General features: G+C 68.6%; 1 protein-coding gene and 1 pseudogene. Both read right to left on the bottom strand.

The genetic code is table 11. The annotated features are described in order from the left end of the window. Positions 1–274: pseudogene (locus tag IEZ31_RS54055) on the bottom strand (hypothetical protein); the annotation flags it as partial. Then, positions 271–564: an AbrB/MazE/SpoVT family DNA-binding domain-containing protein gene (locus IEZ31_RS54050; RefSeq protein ID WP_229837243.1), complete on the bottom strand. Its 294-nt coding sequence runs from the start codon at positions 562–564 to the stop codon at positions 271–273. The gene IEZ31_RS54050 and the pseudogene IEZ31_RS54055, both read right to left, overlap by 4 nt. Positions 565–773: the final 209 nt, after the last annotated feature.

Genomic DNA, 773 nt, shown 5'->3' with positions numbered 1-773 from the left:
ACCTCCTCGACGAGCGATTCGATCTCCGACGCTTTGATGTCGTCGAGCTGCGGTCGGCCCATTTTTCATGCGCGCGTTTCCAGTAGCTGCGGTATGCCCGTCGGCTGCTGTCGCGTACCGCGGCTGAAACGACGGCCAGGTACTCGTCGATTGTCGGCACTTCCTTGGGTGCCTGGTGATGTGCTTGCAGGTCGGCGAGGGGGATTCCCATGCGGTCCAGGAGCAGCCGGGTGGCCTCGACGTCGGCTCGGCTGGCGGCGGTCGTCGAGGTCACCGGTCGTCCTTCCGGGCATGGGGGCCGGCGATCATCGCCTCGACCAGTGCAGGCGAGTGCACCGCGACGACGCTCGCGTCGAGGTCGGCTGTCAGGAGTACCCGATCGCCGACGAGGAGCCTGCACGAGTGCCGGACGGTGGCGGGCAGCACCAGATGGCCCTGGTTACCGATGGTGAAAACGCCATCGGTGGCCGCGGTGGCAAGGAGCGAGCCGGACTGCGCTCGGATGATGTGCAGCCGGGTGCCGGCCGCCCAGCCGAGCCGGCGCATCAGCGCCCGATCGGCCACCCGGCCGTGACTGTCAAGGGTCGCGAAGCCGTACCCGAATCTGCCTGAGGTCGGGCCGCCGAGGTCTGCCAGCGGGGGAGGTGGCCGCCGAAGGCTGCGATCACCGTTCATCGGCGCGCGTGGGGCTTGAGCCGATCGACGGGATGAAGGCCGCGATGACCTGACTCGTCACCGCGACCACCCCCGGCGACGAGGGCGCAGAAATGCAA

The organism is Dactylosporangium sucinum, from assembly GCF_014647515.1.
Taxonomy (GTDB): domain Bacteria; phylum Actinomycetota; class Actinomycetes; order Mycobacteriales; family Micromonosporaceae; genus Dactylosporangium; species Dactylosporangium sucinum.
Note: the sequence above shows the minus strand (reverse complement) of the source record. Positions and strands in the feature narration are given on the sequence as shown.